Source organism: Paeniglutamicibacter psychrophenolicus, from assembly GCF_030812255.1.
GTDB lineage: Bacteria > Actinomycetota > Actinomycetes > Actinomycetales > Micrococcaceae > Paeniglutamicibacter > Paeniglutamicibacter psychrophenolicus_A.
This window is the reverse complement of record NZ_JAUSSH010000008.1, coordinates 1-21,213: the sequence shown is the minus strand read 5'-3', so window position 1 is coordinate 21,213 and position 21,213 is coordinate 1. Positions and strand designations below refer to the sequence as shown.

The following is a 21,213-nucleotide window of genomic DNA, read 5'->3' as shown; positions in this document are numbered from 1 at the left end:
CGGATGCGCGACGCGGCGGATGTAATCCCGGCCACGTCGCCGCCCCCGTCGCCGGGACCGGGCAGCGCGGCCACACGCCCGCCCGCGACCCCGGTGCCTGCGGGAACCCGCGCCCCGTCACGCCCCGCGGCGCCCCAAGGCAGCCCCGGGCCGCCCGCCGGGTGGTCCCGGGGCCCGCGCGAACGCCCGGGAGCCGCCCGTGGTTCCATTGGCTCTTCGATGCCCAACCGACGTACGGTTGGAGTGTGCTGAAAACTGCCCTTAAACCCCGTTGGATCCTGGCCTTGGTTGGCGCCCTCGTTGTTGCCACCGGCTTCGTCCTGCTGAGCCAGTGGCAGTTCAACCGCTCGCATACCGAAGCCCCGCCCCCGGTGACCACCACCGAGAAGGTCGTTCCGCTGACCAGCCACATCAAGCCGGTCAGCGAATTGATGGCCCGCGAGGCCGACCAGATGGTCTCCGCGACCGGCAGCTTCCTGCCCGGAAAGCAGGTCCTGGTGAAGAACCGCATCGAGGACGGGCGCACCGGCTACTGGGTCGTCGCCGCCTTCAAGGTCGCCGACGCGCCCGGTTCCAACACCATCCCGGTGGTGCGCGGCTGGCAGCCCGACGACGCGGCCCCCGCACCGGCCCCGGCCGGCACCCTGGAGATCACCGGGCGCCTGCTGCCCACCGAGGCCCCGATCTCCCAAGACGCCGGCCAGCACGCCTACGCCTCGCTGTCGGTGGCCGAGCTGATCAACGTGTGGGACGTGCCCTCCTACAGCGGATTCGTTGTCGCCGCCACGGTGGCCGGGGCGGACGGCGCGGACCTCTCCGCCGCCGCCACCGGGCTCGTCCCGGTGCACGTGGGCCCGCAGCCCCAGGAACGCCAGGTCAACTGGCTGAACATCTTCTACGGCATCGAGTGGGTCGTGTTCGCCGGCTTCGCGGTCTTCCTCTGGTACCGCCTGGTGGCCGACGACTTCCGCCGGCAGCAGGAAGACATCGCCGACGCTGCTGCACTTGCCGCGGGCCTGGACCCGGCCACCGTATACCAACGCCAGATCCACCACGAGAACCACCTGCTCGATTCCCAACCCAAGGACCAGTTGTGACCGAAGAAAACTCCGCCCCGAAGGTGCGCCGCTTTGCCGGCACCCCCGCCCAGATCCGTTCCGCCGCCACCTTCTACAAGGTCCTGGCCTACGCCACCGGCGTGATGCTGCTGCTGCTCTGCGCCGAAATGATCATCAAGTACTTCGCCGGCCTGGAGCTGTTCATCGGCGGCACCCTGCTCGACGGCAGCTCCAACTCCGTCTCGCTGGTCAACCGCGCGGACATCACCGAAGGCGTCAACGTCTCGCTGGCCATCCTGATCATCCACGGCTGGATGTACGTGGTGTACCTGCTGGCCGACTTCCGCCTGTGGTCGCTGATGCGCTGGCCCTTCAGCCGCTTCATCACCATCGCCCTGGGCGGCGTCGTGCCGCTGCTGTCCTTCTTCATGGAGAAGAAGGTCCACGGCGAGGTGGACCGCGAGCTGGCCTCGCACCCGCAAGCCGCCAAGCGGTACTGATTCCGCCGAACTGCCCGGCCGAACAAACCGGTTGAACTGCCTGGCCAAACTGCCGCGGGGCGGCCAACGCATGCGCACCGACGCATCCGTTGGCCGCCCCTTCGTGCTTCGCGCCTTCCCCTGCCGGCCTTCGGGCCCACTTCCCCCCACAATCGGCTTCCCCCCGCCGCGCGCCGGGCCGCGGAGGGGCAGACTGGGGTTCATGACCACCACCGCGCCCACCGCCACCCCGAGGGGGCAGGCAGACACCGACACCGCGATCCGGCAGCTTGCCGCCGCGGTGCTGGCGGTGCGTGCCGCGCAGCAGCGGCTGGGGTCCGCGGACCTGGATGCCGCCTCCGCCGCCCTGGTGCTGGGGCTCTACGAGCAGGGCAACCGATCGATCGCCTACGGGCAGATGCACGCGGTGTTCACCGCCGACGCTCTCCAGGTCCACCGGCTGGACCCGGGCACCGCGGCGCAGGTCGACGCGCTGGCCGCCGACCCGTGTTCCCTGTCCGACGGGACGGCGAACGTGCCGGTGGAGCGGATGTGCCAGGGGATGGCCGCGCACCGAAACACCAACGAGTGGATGCAGGCGCACCTGCACATCACCGAAGCGGAATCCAAGCGACGGCTCGGCGGTTCCCGGCTGCTCATCGCCCCGGCCCAGGCGGGCTCCGCCGCCGATGACGGCGGCCGCCGGGCACCGGTGTTCCCGATCCTGGCGCAGGCGGCGGAAGCCGGACAATCCGATGTGGGAACGCTGGCACAGCTGGCCAAGAAGCTGTCCTCGCTGCAGCCGCGCCTCGCACTGCACCCGGAGGCCCCGCGGTTGGCCGCCGACATCGAGGCCTCGGTCGCCGAAGCCGTCACCGCCGCGGAACCCAGGCACGGGTACAAGGCGCTGGCCGACTGGGACGCCTTCCTCACCCGGAACGGGGCGCCGATCACCGACGCCCAGATCCGGGCCAAGCGCGGATTCTTCTACAAGTACCACCGCGACGGCTGCGACATATACCAGCTGTCCTGCGACCCCGTGGACTCCGAGGCCATCAGGGCGTTCGGCGAGGCCTGGACCAACCCTCGTTCGAGCAAGCTGCCTCCGTCCTCGGTCTCGACCCGCGGTCCGGTCACCCGCACCGACACCCGCCCCGACGCAAACACCCCGAGCGCCACGACACACGACACGGCGGGCACAGCCGCCGCGGACCCAGCCACCGCGGACCCTGCCGCTGAGGACCCTGCCGCTGCGGACCCTGCCGCCGGCGCCCCCGGGACCGCGGGGGTCGAGCCACCGCAGGACACCGGAGCCCCCGGCGCCCCAGAGGGCTTCGGCGATCCGGCTCCCGGCGACAGCACCACCAAGGACGCCACCCCAGATGGTTGGGCACCCGCCGGAGCACCCGCCCCGGAGTGGGCACTGGCACCGGGCGCCGACCCGGAGCTGGCGCCGCGCTCGGAGTGGTCCTGCGGCCCACCTGCGCCCGGCACCGGAGACAACGCACCCGGCTCCGCCGAAGAACTGCAGGGGTGGGAAGACCGGGATTCGCGCACCGCCCCGCAATTGCTGCTCGACGGGCTCATCGCCGCGATCACCGGTGCCCTGAACGGCACCGGGGTCCCGGACTCCGGAGGCCTGCCGGTGAAGATCGGGGTGCTGATCGGCTACCGCAGCCTGCTGGGCCAATGTGAAGACGCCGGGATCACCGCCCACGGCACGCCCATCTCGGCGGCGAACATCCGCCGCCTGGCCTGCGACGCCGACCTGCTGCCGGCACTGCTCGGATCCGCCGGGGAAATACTGGACCTGGGCCGGACCGTGCGCGGATTCACCCCGGCGCAGCGCCGGGCCATCGCCATCCGCGACCGCGGCTGCGTGGTCCCGGGCTGCCACCGCCCCGCCTCCACCAATGAGTACCACCACGTCAAGCCCTGGCAGGAGGGCGGGGAGACCAGCGTCGACAATGGCGCAAATACCTGCCAGCACCACCACCTGATGATCCATGCCGGGCTGATCACGCTGAAAATGATCAACGGCATTCCCTACGTCGTCGGCCGCGCGGGCCAGCCCCGCGGTGACCCGGAACGCAACCTCTACTGGCACCCCGAGCTGCGCACCGCCGGCTACACCCCGCCAATGTTCACCGACTAACCATCCCGCAGCGTTCCCACTTAGGGTCGATGTCGTGGATATCGAATTGAGCAGGTTTCGGGTGCTGCCCGGCAAGATGGACGTTGTCGAGGTGTGGCTGGCGTTCCTGAACGAGAACATGGACGCCGTCCTGCAGACCCTTGAAGGGGAGCGGATGCTGGTGGAGACGATCTTCCACGAGCACCTCGCCGGAGCCGACTACCTGTACTGGTTCAGCATCCAGGTCCCCGGCGGGATCGACGTGCGGGACTCGGGCCACTGGATCGATGCCAAGCACCTGGAATACTGGCACGAGTGCATCGACCCGTCATACTCGCACGTGGACCTTGCCCCGAAAGTGGCGATGCTCCCGGCACGCGTGCGCACCGGCTTGGAATCCGCTGCAGGTGAAGCGGGAGAATGACGCCAGGGCGTCGCGCGGGCAGCACTGTGACGGGGCCCCGCGTAGCGTGCGTCACTCCCGGCCGGTTGAAGATGCAAGCGGGCTGCCCGGGCGGCTAAGCTTAGGCGCGTGACCAACACTCCCAGCACCCCAGAGCAACAGCCGGTTCTGGTCGTCGATTACGGGGCCCAGTACGCACAGCTGATTGCTCGGCGTGTACGCGAAGCCAACGTGTATTCGGAGATCGTCCCGCATACCTTCACCACCGAACAGATTCTCGCCAAGAACCCGGCGGCAATCATCCTCTCCGGAGGTCCCTCGAGCGTTTACGCCGACGGTGCCCCGAGTGTCGGTGCCGACCTGTTTGAGGCAGGTGTCCCGGTACTGGGCATCTGCTACGGCTTCCAGGCCATGGCCAACGCCCTGGGCGGCGTCGTGGCCGAAACCGGATTGCGCGAATACGGCGCCACCGACGCCACCGCGTCCGGCGCGGCCCGCTCCATCCTGGCCGGCATGCCGGAAAGCCAGAACGTCTGGATGAGCCACGGCGACTCCGTCTCGAAGGCCCCCGAGGGCTTCGAGGTGCTGGCCACCACCGCCGGCGCACCGGTTGCGGCCTTCGCCAACGAGGCCAAGCGCCTCTACGGCGTGCAGTGGCACCCGGAGGTCAAGCACTCGGACCACGGCCAGCAGGTCCTGGAGAACTTCCTGTACCACGGCGCGGGCCTGGCCCCGTCCTGGACCGCAGCGAACATCCTGGACGAGCAGGTAGACAAGATCCGCGAGCAGGTCGGAGACGGCCGTGCCATCTGCGGGCTGTCCGGCGGCGTCGACTCCGCGGTGGCCGCCGCCTTGGTGCAGCGCGCCATCGGCGACCAGCTCACCTGCGTATTCGTGAACCACGGGCTGCTGCGCGAGGGCGAAGCCGAACAGGTCGAAACCGACTTCGTCGCCGCCACCGGCGCCAAGCTCTACATCGCCGACGAGCGCGAGCGCTTCCTCACCGCGTTGGACGGGGTCACCGATCCGGAGACCAAGCGCAAGATCATCGGCCGCGAGTTCATCCGCGCCTTCGAGGCCGCGGAAACCGCGATCCTCGCCGAGGCGGCCGACTCCGGCCAGCCGGTGAAGTTCCTGGTCCAGGGCACCCTGTACCCGGACGTCGTCGAATCCGGCGGCGGCGAGGGCGCCAGCAACATCAAGAGCCACCACAACGTCGGCGGGCTGCCCGAGGACCTGGACTTCGAGCTGGTAGAGCCGCTGCGCGCGCTCTTCAAGGACGAGGTCCGCGCCGTGGGCAAGCAGCTTGGCCTCCCGGCCGAGATCGTCATGCGCCAGCCGTTCCCGGGCCCGGGCCTGGGCATCCGCATCATCGGTGCGGTCAACGAGGAACGCCTGGAACTGCTGCGCAAGGCCGACGCCATTGCGCGCGCCGAGCTGACCGCCGCCGGCCTGGACGAGGACGTCTGGCAGATGCCGGTCGTCCTGCTGGCCGACGTGCGCTCCGTGGGCGTGCAGGGCGACCACCGCACCTACGGCCACCCGATCGTGCTGCGCCCGGTGTCTTCCGAGGATGCGATGACCGCCGACTGGTCGCGCCTGCCCTACGACCTGCTGGCAAGGATCTCCAACCGGATCACCAACGAGGTCGACGGGGTCAACCGCGTGGTGCTGGACGTGACGTCCAAGCCGCCGGGCACCATCGAATGGGAGTAGGCCCGGCGGCGTAGGCGCCGACGGGAAAGTTCAGGGGGAGGCCCACGCCAGGGGCTCCCCCTGAACTGTATGCGCAGGGAGCCCCGGCTCCCCGCGCGGCAACGGGGCCGGTGCGAACGTGTTTCGGTTCGGCACCGGGGCCCCGTTTTGCACTAGGTTGGTAAGGGCTGACTGTATCCGTGCGGCAATGCGCCACACGGCTGCGGTCGCATTCGCGGCAGAGGTGAAGGGACGGTATGGTGACAGAGCACCAGCAACACACAGATGAATTGGTCTCCACGTGGGTTGACTCCCTGGGCCCCGGGGTGGGGACCGACACGCTGCTGCGTTTCGCGCCCTCGGTGTCCAACAGCATCGACATCACCCATGCGCATCCCTCGGGGCTGGCCCAGTTCCTGGCCGGACGACGCACCCGGCTCTCCACGCTGCTGCGCGACTCCGACCAATACGACTCGGCCCGGCGCACCGCCGACGCCCTGCGCTCCAAGATCCGCGAGCTCTGGGACGAGCGCGGCATCGACGTCGGCTACCTCTCCGCCGGCCAGGCCAACTGGCGCGCCGTGCACGAGGGCCGCAGCGAGCAATTCAACGCCCCGATCATGCTCGGGCGCATCGTGCTCTCGGTGCGCGAGGACCAGGACGACTTCGAGATCCAGCTGATGGGCCGGGCCGAGTTCTCGCCCGCCCTGCTGCGCTACTTCAAGCGCCAGCACCAGCTGGACATCGACGTCGAGGGAATCAACGCCGCCGCCTACTCGATCGCCCGCTTCGACCCGACCCGCGCCATGGACGCGCTGCGCACCCAGGTTGCCGACGTCTCCGGCATGGTCATCGCCCACCGCCTGCTGATCTCCACCTTCGCCGACCTGGCCGATCCGGCCGACCCCGGCACCATCGATGTGCAGCACCCGGTGCTGGCCAGGCTCTTCGACGCGGAAATCAACCGCACCCGGGATTCGGCCCACGGCCCCGGCGAGGCGAACGCCGGCGCCACTGCCGGCCGGCCACCGGCCACCGGCCCCCGCCGCACCAGCGACCAGCGCGACCCGGCCGACGAGCTGCTGCTGCTGGATGCCGACGAATCCCAGCAGGCGGCCCTGGACCTCATCGAGGCCGGCGAATCGGTGGCCATCAGCGCCCCGGCCGGCAGCGGACAGACCCAGACGGCGCTCAACGCCGCCGGCGTGCTCGCCGCCGCGGGCAAGCGCGTGCTGGTGGTGGCCGAGCGCCGCTCCAGCGCCGAGGAATTCGTGGCCCGCTTCGCCGAGCTGGATTTGGCCGGCACCGCGCTGCTGCTGAGCCCGGAGGACGACCCCGATCAGCTGCGCAACCTGCTGACCCGGGCGATCCTGCGCAACGAGCGCGCCACCGAACCGTCGCTGGGCAAGCTGCACGCCGCGCTGCGCGACCACCGCCACGCCCTGCTCGAGCACGTGCACTCGCTGCACTCGACCCGCGCCCGCTGGGGCTGCTCCCCGTACCGGGCCATGCAGGAACTGGCCCGGCTCACCTCGCTGTCCCCGGCCCCGGCCACCACGGTGCGCCTGAAGCGCTCGGTGCTCGACTCGATCACCGACCGCACCTCCACCGCCGCCAAGCTCACGCGTGCCTCCGAGCTCGGCGCGTTCGTGCGCGCCTCGGCCTCCAGCCCCTGGTACGGGGCGCGGCTGCGCAACAAGCGCGACACCGACACCGCCCTGGACCTGGTCACCGGCCTGCAGCGGGACCTGCCGATCCTGCGCGACCACATGCTCAAGGTCGCCGCGCACTCCGAGATCCGCCTGGCCGACTCCTACAACAAGTGGGGCGAGCAGCTGGATTTGCTGGTCGCGGTGCGCGGCTCGCTGGACAAGTTCGAGTCCGACATCTTCGACAAGTCCGTTGAGGACCTGATCTCCGCCACCGCCTCCTCGTCCTGGCGCCGGGAACGCGGCATCGAGATGAGCTCGATGACCCGCTCGCGGCTGCGCAAGGTCGCCAAGGACTACGTCCGGCCCGGCGTGCACGTCTCGGACCTGCAGTCCGCGCTCGAGGCCGTGCAGGAACAGCACCTGGCCTGGCACCACCACGCCACCTCCCAGCGCCACCCGATGGTGCCGGCCGGGCTGCTGGATGTCAACGCCGGCTACCAGGACGCCGGTGCGCGCCTGGACAAGCTGGCCACGCTGCTGCCCGCCGCATCCGGCGCCCACCTGCGCGACGAATCCATCGCCACGCTGCTCGAGCGCATGGACAAGCTGCTGGAGCACCAGGGCGAGCTGGCCCAGCTGCCCGAACGCACGTTGATCACCGAGCAGCTGGCCGAACACGGCCTGGGCGAGCTGATGGACGACTTCCGGGCACGCAACGTCGCCGCCGGTGCCGTGCCCGCGGAACTGGACCTGGCCTGGTGGCAGTCGGCCCTGGAAGCCATGATCTCCGGCGACGACTTCCTGGCGATGAACGACGGGGAGAAGCTGCGCCGGCTCGAGGCCGAGTACCGGCTGGCCGACTCCGCGCACGTGGCCTCCGGCGCCGCGCGCCTGCGCTGGGCCCTGGCCAAGAACTGGAAGGCGGCGCTGGCCGACCACCGCGCGGCCTCGCGCGAGCTGCGCGCCATGCTCAAGGACGGGGAACCGGCGGTCGCGGACCTCGAGGCCCTGGGCGACGCGCTGCTGAACTCGCTGTGCCCCGTGTGGGTCGGCTCCCCGCTGCTGATCCCCGCCACGGTCCCGGCGCGGATGGAATTCGACGCGGTGATCCTGCTCGATGCCGACTCGCTGTCGCTGCGTTCGGTGCTCGGCTCGATCTCCCGCTCGAAGCAGGTCATCGCGTTCGGCGACACCATGATGGGCGCCCCGAACCCGTTCGAGGTCTCGGTGGACCCCACCGCGCACGCGCGCGTCGAACCCGCCCCGATCTCCGCGATGGAATCCCTGCAGGCGGTGTTGCCGCTGTGCCGGCTGGCCACCGCCTACCGGGGCATCGACGAGGGGCTGACCGAGTCGCTCTCGCACGACTTCTACGCCGGCTCGCTCTCCCGGCTGCCCGCCGCCCGCTCGCTGGGTGCCGGCACCCCGGCGCTGAAGGCCGAGTACGTGATGGACGGCACCGGGTCCCTGGGGGCCGACGGCGAATCGGTTCAAACCACCGTCGCGGAGGTCCAGCGCGTCGTGGACCTGGTCTTCACCCACCTGGCCAGGCGCGGCGAGCAGACCCTGGCCGTCATCGCCGGGAACCGCCGGCACGCCGCCGCGATCGCCGAGGGCATTCGCGTGCAGCTGCCCAACCACCCATGGGCGACGAAGCACTTCCGCGCCGCCAAGGAGCGCTTCCTGGTCACCAGCGTCGACAAGCTGTCCGGGCTGCAGCGCGACTCGATCATCCTGTCGCTGGGCTACGGACGGACCACCCACGGCAAGGCCGTGCATGACTTCGGCGCGCTCTCGGTGGCCGGCGGCGACGAGCTGTTCGTCAACGCCGTGACCCGGGCGCGGGAGTCGATGGTGCTGGTCTCGGCGCTGCGCCCGCAGGACATGGACCTGTCGCGGATGCGCTTCGGCGCCTGCCGCTTCCTGGAGCTCTTCGGCCGGGTGCTCGGCGGGGACTCGGGCATGTCCGCCACCGCCACCCCGCTGCAGGATCCGCTGGTCACCGACCTGATGTCGCGGCTGGCCGAACGCGGGGCCATCGTCACCCAGCACTACCGCGGCGTGCTGGACATCGCCGCGCACGCGCTGGATGTCACCGGCAACGGCACCGCGGCGCCGCTGGCCGTGGTGTACGACGGCACCCAGGGCTACCGGGAACTGTCGGTGCGCGAGCGCAGCCGCCTGCGCCCGCAGCTCTTCGAGGCCCTGGGCTGGCGCTATGTGCCGCTGTGGACCATCGACGTGTTCTCCGACCCCGACCGGGTCGCCAACATGCTGGCCGGCTTCCTGGGCCTCGAGGGCACCGGCGACGGCACCGGCGAGGGCACCGGCGACGCCAAGGCCGCGCCCGCGGCTGCCTCCGGGCAGGGATCCCCGGCCCCGGCCTCCGGGACCCCCGGCACCGCAACCCCGAATGCCGCGGGCCACGGACCCCGCGCCTCGGACCTGGCCGATGCCTAGCCATGCCCGCCGATAACGACGCGCCGCGGCGGATAAAGCCGCGGCGCTTCACCGCCCCGCCCCAACAGGTCAGCGATTCGACGCTGGTCGGGGTCTTCCGGCTGCCCCACGCTGCCGGCCGCCCCGAAGCGGCACCCGGCACCCGTCCGGCCACGCCGGCGAAGCAGCCGGAGGCCCCGGCGACCGGCCCGGTCCTGGAGCAGCGCGCCGCGGACGACGACCCGCGGCGCTGGGGAGACGCGGACGAGGACCTCGGCGACTGGATGAAGTCCCAGCGCCCCCCGCACTGGGACTGACCCGCCCGCCTACGGGTTGACCAGGACCACCGAGACCTTGCCGCGCTGCGCCGCGGTGGAAAGCTGCTCGGCACTGCCCGGACCGGCACCCACCACGATCAGCCCGCCCTGGCCCGATCCCGCGGCCACCGACCACGGCGCCTGCCCGTCCGGCTGCGCCTGGGCCCCGGTCCACAGGATCGGCACGGCCCGCGCGAGCACCCGGGAGACCAGCTTGGTCTCGAACCCGTTGCCCTCGGTGAGCACCACATCGACCAGCTGGCCCGCCCGCACCAGGGACGCGGTCTGCTCGTCGTCCAGCCGCAGCGGCACGGCCACCGAGCCCGGGGCCAGCCCGGCCAGCAGCCCGGGCCCGATCACCATGCCGGGCAGCACCGGGGTGCCGGCCGGCACGGGTATCGCCAGACGCGACCCGGCCGCCGGGGGCTCGCTGTCGGAGGTGCCCGCGGGCACCAGTGAGCGGGCCACCGGCTGGCTGCGCAGGTCGCCTTCGCGCAGCACGGTGCCAACCGGCAGGTCGTGCGCGGCGACCAGCACCTCGACGCGTTCCTCGGTGTCGGGGGCCAGCACCGCCAGGGACACGGCCAGCGAGAGCATCAGCAGCGCCGCGGCAAGGTGCCTGCGGTACTTGGCGAACAGCTCCGGGCCGGTGCGGCGGGGCACCCGGGTGGCAGCGGACGGGCGGGCCATGGCGGAGCGGCGAAAAAGGGACATGCCTTAAGCAACTCATGGGCCCCACCCAAACGGATGGAGCCCATGGCGAAGCGGTGATACGAGCGGCCGGGGAGAGGTCCCTGTGCGAGGAAGTGCGTCGCGTCCCGCCGGGGAAGCGGCCTAGGCTGAAGCCGACGCGGAAGCCGACGCGGAAACCGGTGCCGCGGCAGGAGCCGGCGCGGATGCCTTGGTGTCGGCGGCGGCCGGGGTGCTGGAGCTGGTGGTCGAACGCGAATCGTTGCGGTAGAAGCCCGAGCCCTTGAAGACCACCCCGACGCTGTTGAACTTCTTGCGCAGGGCGCCCTGGCATTCGGGGCAAACGGTCAGTGCCTCGTCGGTGAACGACTGGACGACCTCCAGGCCGTGGCCACAGTCCTTGCAGGCGTAAACATAGGTAGGCATATCGATCCTTTCGCACGGGCATTGCGTGCATGGCGCGGGGCCGCCGGGGCAGCAAAGCGGCACGGCACGGCACCCGGGCAAGCGACTGTTGATGGGGGAGTGCGGGCGCCCGAGGGCGTCCACCTGCACCAATTCTAACGCACCGGCCCGCGGCTACCGGGTGAGGTTACGCACCCCGGAGGGCAGCACGACCGCCTCGACCCGCTGGTCGAAGGGCTCGACGGGGATCTGCCCGGCCGCAACGAACTCGTGCTCGAACAGGATGCTCACCAGCTTCGGGCGCTTGCCGGGCCCGGGAAGCGCGGAGATGAAGCGGTCGTAGTAGCCGCCGCCCTGCCCCAGCCGCTCCCCGTTGGTGTCAACCGCCTGCGCGGGCACCAGGATCACATCGACCTGCTCCATCAGCCCGGGGCCGAAGCGCTCACCGACGGGCTCGTCGATGGGTCCGACCGCGCTGCGGGCCATCTCGATGCCGGGGTGCCAGCGCGTCCAGGACAGCTGCCGTTCCGGTTCGCAGATCGGCACGTGGATCGTGTAGCCGGCCGCATGGAGCCGGGCCAGCAGGTTCGCGGTGGGCGGCTCGGCGCCGTAGGACAGGAAGCAGGTCACGGTCCGGCGCGGTGCGTTGGCCTCAAGCCACGGCAGCAGGTGCTCGGCGAGCAACGCCATTTCGGCGGCGCGCGCCGCCGCTCCCATGTCCCGGCGTCGGGCACGAAACCGGTTCCTCACTTCGTCCTTGGAGTTCATCTGTGTCACGATCCACAGTCTAGCCCCGCCGGCACGGACCGCCGTGGACATCCACTCCGGATCCTCTCCTGCCCCTTTCCGGCAGCGGCCCGCCCCCGGGGCCGAAGGACGCGCCGCCGCGGCCCCCGGGCGGTGCATGCGCAGGACCCGCGCATCGCTAGGATTGTTGACATGTCCGAATTTGATCGCCACTGGCCCGTTACGGTGCAGGGCCCGCGCGTGGTGTTGCGCCCGATGCGCCGCCGCGACAAGGCCGAATGGATGCATTTGCGCCGCACCAACGAGCAGTGGCTGACCCCCTGGGACGCGACCCTGCCCGAGGGCGCCGGCCACCCGGCGGACTTCGGGGCGATGGTCTCCACGCAGAACCGTTCCGCGCGCCTGGGCCAGTGCCTGCCCTGGGCCATCACCCTTCCCTCGCTGCACTCCAGGCACGCCCCGATCGTCGGCCAGCTGACCGTCTCCTCGATCATGTGGGGTGCGGCGCGCAGCGGATCCATCGGCTACTGGGTCGATGTAGGCCACGCCGGGGAGGGCATCGCGCCGGAGGCCGTGGCGATGGCGGTGGACCACTGCTTCAGGGCGATGGGCCTGCACCGGATCGAAATCAACATCCGCCCCGAGAACGGCCCGAGCCTGCGCGTGGTGGAGAAACTTGGCTTCCGCGACGAGGGGCTGCGCAAGGACTTCCTGCACATCAACGGAAACTGGGCCGACCACCGCAGTTTCGCGCTGACCGGGCCCGAGGTCCCGGGTGGGATGCTCAATCGGTGGCTGGGCATGACGCAATAGCGACACAAGCACCCCAAACACCCCGAAATCCCGATTTTGTCCAGAGTATTGCCAGACACACCGGGTCGAATGCGGCATCGCACGCGCTTGCATGCTTAATGTGGTTGACGTGGACGTTTCACATTGGGAGCCAAACCCCGCGGCAACCTGTGCGAGCGGGGCCCAGGCACCCCCCCCGTGAACCGCCACGACGGGGTGGACCGGCCACCAGGACACTGGGCCGGGCGGATCCGCCACAAGAAGTCAGTCGCCAGCCGACGAAGGAGCAACATGGCACCGGTAGCATCCAACGCTTCAGCCGCGTCACGTCCGGCTGCGCAGGCGCCCTTGCGGATTTTCTACGACCGCTTGGCTGTTGCACTGCTCGGATGCCTCGCCGTCCCCACCCTGCTCATCGGCGGGGTGCTCGCCCTGGTTTCGGTGGTCTCCGGATGGGTGCCGCTGATCGCCCTGCTCGTGGGCCTGGCCAGCTTCTCCACGCTGCGCGGCCTGGCCGTGCGCGACCGGCGCAGGAAGCTCTTGGCCCGCCTGGATGCCACGCGCACCCGTGCCATGGAAACCGGCCGCACCCCGGTGAGCGAACCGGTGAAGAAGACCGCAGTGGTCTTCGACGCCCAGCCGAACTCCAACAAGCGCGCCCCGCGGCTGACCGTCCAGGAATTGCGCGCCGAGGCGCTGCGCATCGCCCACAAGGGGGCAGCGGTCCAGCGACCCGAGGGCTGGGAGCCCACCGAGGTCCCGCTGCCGCAGTACGTCGTGGCCAACACCGCCAAGCGCCAGGCCCCGGCCCCGCTTCAAGCCGCCGAGGCGCCCCAGGCATCGTCCAGCGCGACGCTGCGCTCCCGGGAGGCCGCCGCGCGCCTGGCCGAGGCCACCGGCGCCGCCAACGCGTCCGCGTCCGCGGATTCCCCGATTGCCACCCTTCCCGTTCTCCCTGCAACCCCCGTGGTTCCGGCGGCCGAAGCGGCCCCCGCAGCACCGGCCCCGTCGGCCGGATCCGCGCCCTCGACCGCGCCGAAGACCGCTGCCGAACCATCGGCGGCCAACGGCCCCCGCACCCCGCGCACCGAGAAGGCCGCAGACCGCATCAACCTTGACGACGTCATGCAGCGTCGCCGCGCCTGACCTGATCCACTCCGGTGACCCGATGACCGCCGGCGAACCCGGCCCCGCGCATGCCGGGACCGACGCGGCTCGGATCATCGATGCCGACGCCCGGGAACTTGCCGCCCTGCCCGCCGCCATCCCCGAGCTGGTGCGCCGGCTGGGCGGGCGCGTGCACACCGGAAACTGGGACTACGAGGCCAACCGGCTGCGCATCCAGCACCGTCCCGGGGCCGGGATCAGCGCGATGTACCGCATGCCCGCGGGCACCGGGTTCACCGAACTGGGCGTGAGCACCGAGGCGATCACCGTCCCGGGAGTCGCCGCCACCCGCGTCTTTGCCACCCGCCGCGCCCCCGGGGTCGTCGTCAGCGGCTGGATCCACCCCCGCGACCCCGGGCTCCCGGCCCTGGCCCGGGCCGCGGAGAAGGCCTTCGTGCAGGAAACCTGGGGCGAGGGGGAACTGCTCACCAGGCTCAAGACCGTCGCGTACCGGCCGCTGCGCCGCGCGGTGCTGCGGGCGACCTTCACCACGCGCGGCCCGCTGCGCATCGCGCGGACGGTCTACCTGAAGGTGGGCCGGCCCCCGGCGATCGAGGCCCTAAATCTCCGCCACCGGATGCTGGCCGGAACCCCGGTGCCGGTGCCCCCGGTCCTTGGGCCGGCTATCGCCGGCATCCTCGCCCTGGAGGCCGGGCGCGGGGAGTCGCTGTCCGCGGCCATCCGGCCCCATTCCGGAGCGGATCTGGACCCCCGGGACTTCATTTCCCTGCTCGAGGCCCTGCCCGGGTCGGCCATGGAGCTGAAGCCCAGGGCGGCCTGGAGCGATTCGACCAGGCGCTACCAGCAGGCAGCGACCCTCGCCCTGCCGCATCGCGCCGGGGAGATCGAGGGGCTCACCGGGCGGATCGAGGCGCATCTTGCCGCCTCCGACCGCGGGGAGCAGGTGCCGGCCCACGGGGACTTCTACGACGCGAACATCCTGTTGGACGGCGGGAAGATCACCGCGCTGCTGGACCTGGACTCGCTGGGGCCCGGATACCGGGTCGATGACCTCGCCTGCCTGCTCGGACACCTGGCGATCCTGCCCACGCTGGGGGAGAAGAACGACGGCGCCGGGGCCGCCCTGGAGCGTTTTGCCGCGGTCTTCGAACGCTGCGTGGACCCGCGCGCGCTGTGGGCCCGCTCCGCCGCGGTCGCGCTGACGTTGATCGCCGGGTCCCGCGGCCTGGGCGCAGAACGCTGGCTGCAGGTGGCCGAGGCCCGGCTGCGGGTCGTCGAGGCACTGGTGCGCCGCGCCGACTCCTTCGCCTAGCCGGCGCGGACCGGTGCATGCCGGCCTCGTGGATCCCTGCGTGGGGCCTCCGTGCCTAGTGGGTGCCGGCCTGGTGCGCGGCCGGAACCTGGCCGGGTTCCTCCGGGATCGGTCCGCCGGCGCCCTTGTGGTGCCCGAAGACCAACGTGGTTTCGGTGTGCCCCACGGACTCGTCGGTGGCCAGGTTGTCCAGCACCCAGTCGCGCAGGGCGTCGGTGGAGCTCACCGCAATGTGCAACAGGTAGTCGGTGACCCCGGAGGTGTGGAACATCGAGAGCACCTCCGGCAGCTGCGGCATCTTCTGCGTGAACTTGTCGATCAGCACGCGGTCGTGCACGCGCAAACGCACCGAGATCAGCGCCTGCACGCTGCGCCCGACCGCCGGCAGGCTGACCTCCGCGTGGTACCCGGTGAGCACCCCGCGTTCGACCAGTGCACGGGTGCGCAGCAGCGCCGTCGAGGGTGCGATCCCGGTCCGCTGCGCCAACAGCGCATTGCTTATGCGCGCATCATTGACCAATTCCTGAATAATCCGACGGTCAACGGCGTCAAGATCAACGGGTTGTTGCGGAAAAGTTGAAGGTGCCATGCTGATATTCCATCACAGTTGGTCCTGCTTCGGGAGATTTGGACCCCGTGAAAGCTCCGGCGACACCCTAAAATGGAACAATGACTACTCCCGAGCCCCCGGTCCACCGCGGCTTCGACACCCGGCTGGCCGCCTACGCCGTGGTGGTCCGCGATGGTTCCATCCTGCTGGCGCTGTGGGACATGCGCGGCCGCGACCCGCAATTCGTGCCGCGCTGGACGCTGCCCGGCGGGGGAGTGGAGCTCGGCGAGGCGATCGCCGCTGGCGCGGTCCGCGAGGTCGAGGAGGAAACCGGGTACCGGGTGCGCATCGACGAGCTGCTCTCGGTGGACTCCGGGGTGATCCCCGCGCACAAGCGCTACAGCGGCACCGAACACCCCATGCAAACCGTCGCGGTGCTCTACTCCGCCTCCGTCACCTCGGGGGAACTGCGCCACGAAGCCGATGGCACCACCAGCCAGGCCGCCTGGTTCCCGCTGGAAGAGGTTGCCTCGCTGAACCGCGTCGAGCGCGTGGACGCCGCCATCGCGCTCTACCGGGAAAACCTGCACAAGGAAAGCACCAGATGACTCGCACCACCGGCCCCTTGGGCCTGCTGGGCCTCGGCGCCCTGCTGCTCTCCCTTGCCGCCTGCACCTCGGGCGCCGAGGTCACCACCTCGCAGGCCGCCACGACGCGCGAGCTGGTGCTGGTCCAGGGCCCCGACGCCACCTCCCAGGCACTGGGCCACGCCTACCGGGACATGCTGGCCGACGCCGGGATCAAGGCGCGGATGGCCGACCCGGCCACCGATCCGGTCGGCGAGGTCCTGGCCGGACGGGCCGACTTCACCGCCGCGGGATCCAGCCGGTTGCTCACCGCCCTGGGCAAGCTGCCCGGCGCGCACGGCGCGGATGCCCCGGCCTCGGGGACCTCCGCCGACGCGTCCACGGACGCCACCGCCGGCCCCGCGGGAAACGCCTCCGGTGCCCCCGGGGATCTGGACGCCGCGCAAACCAAGCGGGAGCTGCACGCCCTGGCGCCGAAGGGCTTCGCCGTGCTGGAATCGGCCGACGCCGAACGCACCGGCACCCTGGTGCTCACCGCCGCCACCAGCGCGGGGGACCAGCTGGTGAACACCTCCGAGCTCGCCCCGCTGTGCCCGCAGCTGGAGTTCGGCATCGCCGGCGGCATCAAGGCGGAACTCACCTCCCGACTCGCGGCCAAGCTCGCCTGCCACCCCAAGGCCGTCATCGAGCTGAGCGACGCGCAGGGCCGCGGCGTGCTGCCGGTGATCAGCGACGAGGTCCAGATCCAGGCCACCACCCTGGAGAACGCCGGGATCCCGGACAACGCGCTGGTGGTGCTCCAGGGCGCCGAGAAGCTTTTCGCCCCCGAATCCATCACGCCGCTGATCACCACCGACGGGGTGGGGCAGGACGCGGTCAAGGCCATCAACAAGCTCAGCTCCGCGCTGAAGCAGGAGGACCTGCTGAACCTCAACCGCATGGTCACCGGCCGCGACGCGCTGGAACCGCCCAAGGCCGCCGACGACTGGCTCACCGACAAGGCCCTGGTCACCAACCCCAAATGACGCCGCGGCTTCACATTTGCCGCAGGCCGCGAGTTGGCTTGCTCACAGTGCAGGCGCGCCCCCGGCCCCCAATGAGAAAGTAGAACATGCCAGAATTCAAGCAGTCCACGAAACTCCACAATGTGCTCTACGACATTCGCGGGCCGCTGCTGGAACACGCCCAGCGCATGGAGGCCGAGGGCCAGCGCATCCTCAAGCTGAACATCGGCAACCCCGCGCCCTTCGGCTTCGAGGCCCCGGACGCGATCCTGGTGGACATGATGCGCAACCTGCCCAACGCGCAGGGCTACTCGGACTCCCGCGGCATCTTCTCCGCGCGCACCGCGGTCTCGCAGTACTACCAGACCCGCGGCATCCAGACCATCGGCGTCGACGACGTCTACCTGGGCAACGGCGTGTCCGAGCTGATCACCCTGTCGCTGAATGCGCTGCTGAACAACGGCGACGAGGTGCTGATTCCGGCCCCGGACTACCCGCTGTGGACCGCCTCGGTCTCGCTGGCCGGCGGCACCCCGGTGCACTACCTCAACACCGAGGAGGAAGGCTGGCTGCCGGACCTTCAAGACATGGAAGCGAAGATCACCCCGCGCACCAAGGGCATCGTGGTGATCAACCCGAACAACCCCACCGGCGCGGTCTACCCGAAGTCGACGCTCGAGGGCATCCTCGAGCTGGCCCGCAGGCACAAGCTGATCGTATTCTCCGACGAGATCTACGAGAAGATCCTCTACGACGACGCGGTGCACATCAACACCGCGGCATTGGCCGACGACGTGCTGGTGCTGACCTTCTCCGGGCTCTCCAAGGCCTACCGGGTCTGCGGCTTCCGCTCCGGCTGGATGGCCATCTCCGGGCCCAGGCACCTGGCCCGGGACTACATCGAGGGCATCAACCTGCTGACCAACATGCGCCTGTGCGCCAACGTGCCGGGCCAGCACGCGATCCAGACCGCGCTGGGCGGCTACCAGTCGATCAACGACCTGATCCTGCCCGGCGGGCGGCTGAAGGAACAGCGCGACACCGCCTACAAGCTGCTCAACGAGATCCCGGGCGTCTCGGTGCAGCAGGCGAAGGGCGCGATGTACCTGTTCCCGAAGCTGGACCGGGAGATCTACCCGATCCACGACGACGAGCACTTCGCCCTGGAACTGCTCAAGCGGCAGAAGATGCTCATCACCCAGGGCACCGCTTTCAACTGGGTGGCCCCGGACCACTTCCGGCTGGTCACCCTGCCGGCGGTGCGCGACCTGCAGGACGCGATCGGGCGCATCGCCGAGTTCCTGGCGGAGCTGCGCGAGGGCAAGCTCAGCGTCTAGGCCCGCAGCACGGCCGTCCCGGGGGGGGGGGGGGGGCCCCCCCCCCCCCCGGGGGGGGCCCCCCCCCCCCCCCCCCCGGCGTTCCCGGCGTTCCCGCCGGTTCCGGGCGGCCCGCGCCGACGCCACCGATTGCCGCAGTCCGCCTGCGCGGGTTGTTCATGCCCATGCCGTACGCTGATCTCCACAAGCCCCGAGGATGAAGGTTGCAGCCATGAGCAAGAAGCAGAAGTCCAAGTCGCGCCCCGTTCCCTTCGCCGATGCCGTGGGCCCCGCGCTTGCGGCCTCCGCGGACTTCGAGCTGGCCGGCGTCGACCCGTCCTCGACCCCGGGCTACACCGGGGACAAGGCCAGCGGCGCCCGCGACCTGGAACTGGTGGGCCGCGAGCTCGGCGAGCTGCAGGAACGCTTCTATGCCGCCTCGCGCGCCGGCGCCCCGGCCAAGGTCCTGTTGGTCCTCCAGGCGATGGACACCGCGGGCAAGGGCGGCATCGTGCGCCACGTCATCGGCGCCGTCGACCCGCAGGGCGTGCAGCTGAGCGCTTTCAAGGCGCCCACGGCCGCGGAGGCCAAGCGCGACTTCCTCTGGCGCATCAACAGGGCGCTGCCCCAGGCCGGCTTCATCGGCGTGTTCGACCGCTCGCACTACGAGGACGTGCTGATCCACAAGGTCAGGGGCCTGTCGCCGGCCGGGGAGATCGAGCGCCGCTACGGCGCCATCAGGGACTTCGAGGCCGCGCTGGCGGACAAGCACACCACCGTCGTCAAGGTCATGCTGCACATCTCCAAGGACGAGCAGCGTGCGCGCCTGGCCGAGCGGCTGGAGCGGGCGGACAAGCACTGGAAGTTCAACCCCGCCGACATCGACGAGCGCGAGGTGTGGGACGAGTACATGGACGCCTACCAGACCGCGATCCGGCGCACCCACACGCAGGACGCACCCTGGTTCGTGGTGCCGGCGGACCGCAAGTGGTACGCCAGGCTGGCGGTGGCGACCCTGCTCGCCCAGGCGCTGAAGGGCATCGACCCGCAGTGGCCGCCGGCCGACTTCGACGTGGAAGAGCAGCAGCGCCGCCTGGCCGCTTCCTAGCGGCAGTTTCCGAAAGGCGACCTGACTGGGACTCATTTGTCCTAGTCAGGTGTTCTTTTGGGGTGTATTACCCAGAGGGTTCCTTTCGGCGGGTGGCTAGCGGGTCGGCGCGTAGGTTTTCAGGTTGAAGAGCTCGCCAAGTTTCGCGGCCCTCTTCGAGTGCTCGGTCAGCATCCGCTGGGCGCGCGGGCGGCCCTTGGCGCCGTCGTGGTGCAGCAGCACGGTTTCCTCGATGGTGCCCAGTTCGTCGAGCAGTGCGCGGGTGGAGAGCTTGTATCCGGCGTTGGCCGCGGTGCGGGTCATCGGGTGCGCGATCTGCAGGGCCAGGACGCAGGTGAAGGCGTGCACGCGGATGTGGTCGTCGGTCCAGTGGTGCATGGGCGAGAAGGAGACCACGTGGCGGTCCTTGAGCTGCCGGAAGGAGTCCTCGACGTGGGACTGGGAGCGGTACGCACCCACGATCTCGGCCGGAGACCAATCCGGTTGGTTGGTGATCAGGATCCTCTTGCCGAACACCCGGTTCTCCAGCTTCCTGCGGGCCGCGGCATCCACCGCGAACGTGAGCCGGAACGTGGCGGGGGTGTCCCCGGCGAGGCTTGTGGTCAGGACCTCGGCGACCCAGCTGTTGTGGGTGATCTTCTGGAGGTGGTCTTCCAGTCCCTGGCGGGTGCGGCGGGACTTGCCGCGGACCAGGGTGTCGGCCAGTTCCTCGAGCCAGGCGGTCACCTTGCCCAGGGTCTGGTCGAAGCCGCGGGCTTGGGCCTGGTGCAGGGTTTCGGAGTGGGTCAGCAGGATGCGCTGGGGATGCCCGTGGACGGTCTTGGCGCCTGGTGGGCCTGGATTCCCGGGTAGCCGGGAACCGCGGTGAAGCGCGCCCTGGGGCCTTGAGCAGGGCAGAAGCCAGCCACCGTGCCCGCCAGCTTGTCACCGACCTGTTCCAGCCCCCCCGGCAGGCCACCCCATAAGCACCGCCGTTCACATCACCGGCGGCGGCCCGGGCCACGACTTCACCGAGGAAACCGGCTCCGATGTGCGCAGCATCACCTGCGAAATCCAAGGCCCGCTCAAGGGCAGGTGGTGCGCGACGGCGTAGAGTGCCACGGCACCAAAAGCGCCCAAGAACGTAGCCTCGACGGAGGGGCACCACGACAAGCGCGCGGCCCCGTGGCAGTGCCGTGGCGCCGGATATCGTCCCTTCGGTTCGGTCGGAGAGTGGACGGCAAAATCCCTACTTCTAGCCGTTGGACAAAAGTCATAGACATGCCCACATCGTGGTGTTAGGTTTGGACTCGTCATCGTGTATCGGGGGGGGGGGGGGGTTGGGCCAAATTGGGAGTAGGGTTGGTGGTGAAATTTTTAACCAAACAAATTACCCCAAACAAGAAAACAAAACAAAA

At 70.3% G+C, this 21,213-nt stretch carries 19 protein-coding genes; 14 read left to right on the top strand and 5 right to left on the bottom strand.

What is annotated here, in order from left to right; all coding sequences use genetic code 11:
• Positions 1–245 precede the first annotated feature (245 nt).
• From J2T21_RS12195 to J2T21_RS12165, 7 genes are all read left to right on the top strand, one after another.
• Entirely contained in the window at positions 246–1,097 is an 852-nt protein-coding gene (locus J2T21_RS12195; protein WP_307581630.1) for an SURF1 family protein, read from the top strand.
• Positions 1,094–1,558 carry a DUF3817 domain-containing protein gene (locus J2T21_RS12190; RefSeq protein WP_307581629.1) on the top strand — a complete coding sequence of 155 codons (465 nt, stop codon included), beginning with the start codon at positions 1,094–1,096 and terminating at the stop codon, positions 1,556–1,558. Before J2T21_RS12195 ends, J2T21_RS12190 begins: the two co-directional genes overlap by 4 nt.
• A 202-nt stretch (positions 1,559–1,760) precedes the next feature.
• Positions 1,761–3,692 (top strand): HNH endonuclease signature motif containing protein, encoded by a 1,932-nt coding sequence (locus J2T21_RS12185; RefSeq protein WP_307581628.1) that lies wholly within the window; start codon positions 1,761–1,763, stop codon positions 3,690–3,692.
• 34 nt (positions 3,693–3,726) lie between these two features.
• A complete protein-coding gene (locus J2T21_RS12180) occupies positions 3,727–4,095 on the top strand; it encodes a DUF6176 family protein (RefSeq protein ID WP_307581627.1) in 369 nt (122 codons plus the stop codon).
• A 108-nt stretch (positions 4,096–4,203) separates the two neighbouring features.
• On the top strand, positions 4,204–5,790 hold the full coding sequence (gene guaA, locus J2T21_RS12175) for a glutamine-hydrolyzing GMP synthase (protein WP_307581626.1): 1,587 nt from the start codon (positions 4,204–4,206) through the stop codon (positions 5,788–5,790).
• Positions 5,791–6,026: 236 nt separating this feature from the next.
• A complete protein-coding gene (locus tag J2T21_RS12170) occupies positions 6,027–9,881 on the top strand; it encodes a DNA helicase (protein ID WP_307581625.1) in 3,855 nt (1,284 codons plus the stop codon).
• A gap of 2 nt (positions 9,882–9,883) precedes the next feature.
• Complete coding sequence (locus J2T21_RS12165) at positions 9,884–10,177, top strand: hypothetical protein (protein WP_307581624.1); 294 nt, start codon at positions 9,884–9,886, stop codon at positions 10,175–10,177.
• A 9-nt stretch (positions 10,178–10,186) separates the two neighbouring features.
• On the opposite strand, the gene cpaB is transcribed toward J2T21_RS12165, so the two are convergent.
• The 3 genes from cpaB to J2T21_RS12150 form a co-directional block, all read right to left on the bottom strand.
• On the bottom strand, positions 10,187–10,891 hold the full coding sequence (gene cpaB, locus J2T21_RS12160; RefSeq protein ID WP_307581623.1) for a Flp pilus assembly protein CpaB: 705 nt from the start codon (positions 10,889–10,891) through the stop codon (positions 10,187–10,189).
• 120 nt (positions 10,892–11,011) lie between these two features.
• A complete protein-coding gene (locus tag J2T21_RS12155; RefSeq protein ID WP_071213028.1) occupies positions 11,012–11,293 on the bottom strand; it encodes an FmdB family zinc ribbon protein in 282 nt (93 codons plus the stop codon).
• Between the two features lie 153 nt (positions 11,294–11,446).
• The gene (locus tag J2T21_RS12150; protein ID WP_307581735.1) at positions 11,447–12,040 is read right to left on the bottom strand and encodes a 5-formyltetrahydrofolate cyclo-ligase; all 594 of its coding nucleotides are present in this window, start codon (positions 12,038–12,040) and stop codon (positions 11,447–11,449) included.
• Between the two features lie 171 nt (positions 12,041–12,211).
• Here J2T21_RS12150 and J2T21_RS12145 point away from each other — a divergent pair, with 171 nt between their 5' ends.
• The 3 genes from J2T21_RS12145 to J2T21_RS12135 all read left to right on the top strand — a co-directional run bounded on the left by J2T21_RS12145 (position 12,212) and on the right by J2T21_RS12135 (position 15,251).
• Complete coding sequence (locus tag J2T21_RS12145) at positions 12,212–12,832, top strand: GNAT family N-acetyltransferase (RefSeq protein ID WP_307581622.1); 621 nt, start codon at positions 12,212–12,214, stop codon at positions 12,830–12,832.
• 270 nt (positions 12,833–13,102) lie between these two features.
• A complete protein-coding gene (locus J2T21_RS12140) occupies positions 13,103–13,957 on the top strand; it encodes a hypothetical protein (RefSeq protein WP_307581621.1) in 855 nt (284 codons plus the stop codon).
• 22 nt (positions 13,958–13,979) lie between these two features.
• A complete protein-coding gene (locus tag J2T21_RS12135; RefSeq protein ID WP_307581620.1) occupies positions 13,980–15,251 on the top strand; it encodes a phosphotransferase in 1,272 nt (423 codons plus the stop codon).
• Positions 15,252–15,306: 55 nt separating this feature from the next.
• On the opposite strand, the gene J2T21_RS12130 is transcribed toward J2T21_RS12135, so the two are convergent.
• On the bottom strand, positions 15,307–15,840 hold the full coding sequence (locus J2T21_RS12130) for an Lrp/AsnC family transcriptional regulator (protein ID WP_307581619.1): 534 nt from the start codon (positions 15,838–15,840) through the stop codon (positions 15,307–15,309).
• Between the two features lie 80 nt (positions 15,841–15,920).
• Between J2T21_RS12130 and J2T21_RS12125 the strand changes: the two genes are divergently transcribed.
• The 4 genes from J2T21_RS12125 (at position 15,921) to J2T21_RS12110 (ending at position 19,816) form a co-directional block, all read left to right on the top strand.
• Positions 15,921–16,409, top strand: coding sequence for an NUDIX hydrolase (locus tag J2T21_RS12125; protein WP_307581618.1), 489 nt, complete (start codon positions 15,921–15,923; stop codon positions 16,407–16,409).
• A complete protein-coding gene (locus tag J2T21_RS12120) occupies positions 16,406–17,413 on the top strand; it encodes a hypothetical protein (RefSeq protein WP_307581617.1) in 1,008 nt (335 codons plus the stop codon). The genes J2T21_RS12125 and J2T21_RS12120 overlap by 4 nt, the downstream gene beginning before the upstream one ends.
• An 86-nt stretch (positions 17,414–17,499) precedes the next feature.
• Positions 17,500–18,729: a pyridoxal phosphate-dependent aminotransferase gene (locus tag J2T21_RS12115; RefSeq protein ID WP_307581616.1), complete on the top strand. Its 1,230-nt coding sequence runs from the start codon at positions 17,500–17,502 to the stop codon at positions 18,727–18,729.
• A 211-nt stretch (positions 18,730–18,940) separates the two neighbouring features.
• On the top strand, positions 18,941–19,816 hold the full coding sequence (locus J2T21_RS12110) for a PPK2 family polyphosphate kinase (RefSeq protein WP_307581615.1): 876 nt from the start codon (positions 18,941–18,943) through the stop codon (positions 19,814–19,816).
• 96 nt (positions 19,817–19,912) lie between these two features.
• Here the strand turns inward: J2T21_RS12110 and J2T21_RS12105 are convergent, their stop codons facing one another.
• Positions 19,913–20,713, bottom strand: coding sequence for an IS1634 family transposase (locus J2T21_RS12105; RefSeq protein WP_444939670.1), 801 nt, complete (start codon positions 20,711–20,713; stop codon positions 19,913–19,915).
• Between the last annotated feature and the right edge of the window lie 500 nt (positions 20,714–21,213).

Excerpts from the sequence above, each read along its gene's own strand:
- J2T21_RS12185 (WP_307581628.1), top strand. The coding sequence starts at position 1,761 with ATGACCACCACCGCGCCCACCGCCACCCCGAGGGGGCAGGCAGACACC.
- J2T21_RS12170 (WP_307581625.1), top strand. The coding sequence starts at position 6,027 with ATGGTGACAGAGCACCAGCAACACACAGATGAATTGGTCTCCACGTGG.
- J2T21_RS12165 (WP_307581624.1), top strand. The coding sequence starts at position 9,884 with ATGCCCGCCGATAACGACGCGCCGCGGCGGATAAAGCCGCGGCGCTTC.
- cpaB (WP_307581623.1), bottom strand. The coding sequence starts at position 10,891 with ATGTCCCTTTTTCGCCGCTCCGCCATGGCCCGCCCGTCCGCTGCCACC.
- J2T21_RS12155 (WP_071213028.1), bottom strand. The coding sequence starts at position 11,293 with ATGCCTACCTATGTTTACGCCTGCAAGGACTGTGGCCACGGCCTGGAG.
- J2T21_RS12150 (WP_307581735.1), bottom strand. The coding sequence starts at position 12,040 with ATGAACTCCAAGGACGAAGTGAGGAACCGGTTTCGTGCCCGACGCCGG.
- J2T21_RS12145 (WP_307581622.1), top strand. The coding sequence starts at position 12,212 with ATGTCCGAATTTGATCGCCACTGGCCCGTTACGGTGCAGGGCCCGCGC.
- J2T21_RS12140 (WP_307581621.1), top strand. The coding sequence starts at position 13,103 with ATGGCACCGGTAGCATCCAACGCTTCAGCCGCGTCACGTCCGGCTGCG.
- J2T21_RS12135 (WP_307581620.1), top strand. The coding sequence starts at position 13,980 with ATGACCGCCGGCGAACCCGGCCCCGCGCATGCCGGGACCGACGCGGCT.
- J2T21_RS12130 (WP_307581619.1), bottom strand. The coding sequence starts at position 15,840 with ATGGCACCTTCAACTTTTCCGCAACAACCCGTTGATCTTGACGCCGTT.
- J2T21_RS12125 (WP_307581618.1), top strand. The coding sequence starts at position 15,921 with ATGACTACTCCCGAGCCCCCGGTCCACCGCGGCTTCGACACCCGGCTG.
- J2T21_RS12120 (WP_307581617.1), top strand. The coding sequence starts at position 16,406 with ATGACTCGCACCACCGGCCCCTTGGGCCTGCTGGGCCTCGGCGCCCTG.
- J2T21_RS12115 (WP_307581616.1), top strand. The coding sequence starts at position 17,500 with ATGCCAGAATTCAAGCAGTCCACGAAACTCCACAATGTGCTCTACGAC.
- J2T21_RS12110 (WP_307581615.1), top strand. The coding sequence starts at position 18,941 with ATGAGCAAGAAGCAGAAGTCCAAGTCGCGCCCCGTTCCCTTCGCCGAT.